We start from the raw sequence: 2,755 nt of genomic DNA on the forward strand, positions 1-2,755 counted from the left end.
CCGCCCGTTGATACGGGATGACGGAGAGCGGTCTTCCGGTCAGGCTCCATCRATCCAACCGGTCAGGAGGCCTGCCATGGAGCTGTTCGTCGGTCTTGATGTGTCTGTTCGCACCACCAGCGTCTGCGTCATGGATGCGGGCGGCAAGCAGATCCGGGAGAGCAAGGTCGAGAGCGAGCCGGAGGCGATCGGCGAGCTGCTTCATGCGATCGGCGGGCCGTACAAGCGGGTGGGGCTGGAGGCCGGACCACTGTCGCAGTGGCTCTACAGCGGCCTGGCAAGCGCGGGGTTTCTCGTGATCTGCGTCGAGACGCGGCACATGAAGGCCGCGCTCTCGGCGCAGATCAACAAGACCGATCGCAACGATGCCCGCGGCATCGCGCAGATGATGCGGGTCGGGCTTTACAAGCCGGTGCATGTCAAGACGGTCCGGAGCCAGGAGATCCGGATGCTTCTCACCGCCCGCAAGTTCGTGCAGACGAAGCTCCTCGACGCCGAGAACAACCTGCGCGGCCTGCTGCGCAACTTCGGGCTCAAGGTCGGCGCCGTGACCCGGGTTCAGTTCGAGCGGCGGATCCTCGAGCTGCTCGAACAGTCTCCGCATCTGCGCCTGATCATCGAGCCGCTTCTCGAGGTGCGGCGGGTGCTGCGGGAGCAGTTCCAGCATCTGCACAAAGCGATGGGGCGGCTGGCCGAGAGCGACGAAACCTGCAAGCTGCTGATGACGGCGCGGGCGTCGGTCCGATGGTCGCGCTGAGCTTCCGGGCCGGCGTCGACGAGSCGGCTCGCTTCGGCCGATCGCGCTCGGTTCCGGCCCATTTCGGGCTGACGCCCTCGCGCTATCAGTCGGGAGAGATCGATCGGGATCGCGGCATCTCGAAGTGCGGCGATGCCGGGATCCGCTGGGCGCTGGTCGAGGCCGCCGGGATCCTGCTGCGGATCTCGAAGAAGAGCTCGCCGCTGAAGMCGTGGGGCTTGCCGTCGCCCGTCGTCGAGGCATGGCGAAGGCGACCGTGGCGGTAGCCCGGCGCCTGGCGGTCATCCTGCATCGGATGTGGGTCGACAACACGCCGTATCGCTGGGMGGCTGAGGCCGCCTGAACCAGCAAAAGAGTTCCGCGTCGCTGCGCGGATCGAGGTCCCGTCCAGGGACGCGTGGGCAGGCAATCTCGAGGCGGGCCTGAGCGTCAGTCCAGGCTGGCAGCTCGATAAAAAGATTGAGACGCCTCTCCATCCGACCCGATCATGAAGCGGCTCAGCGCCGACTTCGCAGAGAAGCCAGACCCCTGGCGGGAACTCATTATCGCGCAGCGTGGCGCAGAGGCTTGTCGGATAATCACCCAAAGCGATCGACGGCGGGCTCTATGACCCCGCCGTGGGCGCTTTTGCTTGACCCCTACCGCCCCAAAAGAGAAGGCCCGCCACCCCTTTCGGAGCGGCGGGCCATTTTCAACAGGGTAGCGTCAAACCGAGAGGCAGGAGCCACTCGAAGGCCGACACCGGTCATCCGCTCGATTTCGGGGGAAGCGGCAGGCCCGGCCCGCCGTCGCGCCGGCGCCTGGCGCTCAGGCGGCGATGGCTTTTTTCCGCTTCTTTACCGTTGGCGCAGCCAATGCCGCGGCTCGATCATKGGCTTCCTTCTCCAGGCGCTGTTGCTTCAGYTTAGCCGTGTTCGCATCACGGTGCCGGGCGAGGGTATCGRACTCCAACATGATCCGATTGCGCGCGAGYAATTGGGTCTGGGTCTTCAGAAAAYTCTTGTCGGCATCGACGCGCTGCTTTGAATGTTCAGCCATGTCCATCTCCTGTGCGGTATTCCGCTGTCGCCGGCAGTAACGAAAAAAGGCCAAGCAGAAGCTTGGCCTTCCCTCGAATGACTGTTGTCGACGATGCCAGTACATCCGTGGTCATCGTCGAAGAAACAGTCAGATCATGCGGCTTGGAGCTGCTCGGCCGCCATCTTGCCCGACTTGTTGTCGCGGGCGACTTCGAAGCCGAGCTTCTGGCCTTCCTGCAAATCGCGCATTCCAGCGCGCTCGACGGCGGAGATGTGAACGAACACATCCTGGCTGCCGTCGTCAGGCTGAATGAAGCCAAAACCCTTGGTGGAATTGAACCATTTCACTGTGCCGGTGGTCATGAGAAACCCTCCTTTTGGCAAGACCTGTCGTTCGCCGAACGAATGTTCGGCGAGTTCAGAACGATTTCGAAAGGGGGAGTTCATCAGAGCCGCGCCGAAGCGCGAAAATAACAAGGACCGTCCAAGCAAATATCGACAAAAACCAATCTACACGTCGACACAGCCAATGTCAATGTTCGATTTAMGGCATCGAATAATACATGCAGWRCAAGGCAAAASACTTACRAAATCAGGGAATATCTTTCGCTTTCGTCCTTTTTGAACTGCTAGGCCTACAGAGCGCAAAATTCGAAGGACCACACACAACCAGTAGGAGACGCGCCCCAAGGCACGAATGTCCGGTTCTGGGCAGACAGCCAACTTCGGCTCTCCACCCGCCCGCGACTCTCGGAACGTCTGCTAATGGGCAACGTCCGGGCGGTCCCTGGAGCCGGCGAGGTCAGTGCTGGGAGTTGCCCATCGATGCCATCCACTCGTTACAAAATTTTTGGAATCACCGAGAAGCACGAAACCTTCCCGATTCAGATGCTTAGTAGGCCTCAGGTGGCCTTCGCTACCTGATGCCGGGAATTCCTGCCTGATGCGTTCGGCGTGGGCGGCCGGACAGAGGGAACCC

At 61.7% G+C, this 2,755-nt stretch carries 2 protein-coding genes and 1 pseudogene; 1 reads left to right on the forward strand and 2 read right to left on the reverse strand.

Annotation, left to right across the window (positions count from 1 at the left end):
• The first annotated feature begins 76 nt into the window (after positions 1 to 76).
• Positions 77 to 1,100, forward strand: a pseudogene (locus AC1DJT_RS35865) (IS110 family RNA-guided transposase).
• A 464-nt stretch (positions 1,101 to 1,564) separates the two neighbouring features.
• Here the strand turns inward: AC1DJT_RS35865 and AC1DJT_RS35870 are convergent.
• Both AC1DJT_RS35870 and AC1DJT_RS35875 read right to left on the reverse strand, forming a co-directional pair.
• Entirely contained in the window at positions 1,565 to 1,795 is a 231-nt protein-coding gene (locus AC1DJT_RS35870; protein WP_476835971.1) for a hypothetical protein, read from the reverse strand.
• 134 nt (positions 1,796 to 1,929) lie between these two features.
• The gene (locus AC1DJT_RS35875) at positions 1,930 to 2,139 is read right to left on the reverse strand and encodes a cold-shock protein (protein WP_057193656.1); all 210 of its coding nucleotides are present in this window, start codon (positions 2,137 to 2,139) and stop codon (positions 1,930 to 1,932) included.
• Between the last annotated feature and the right edge of the window lie 616 nt (positions 2,140 to 2,755).

The sequence above is a fragment of the Allobosea sp. 05T422_2 genome (assembly GCF_056396265.1).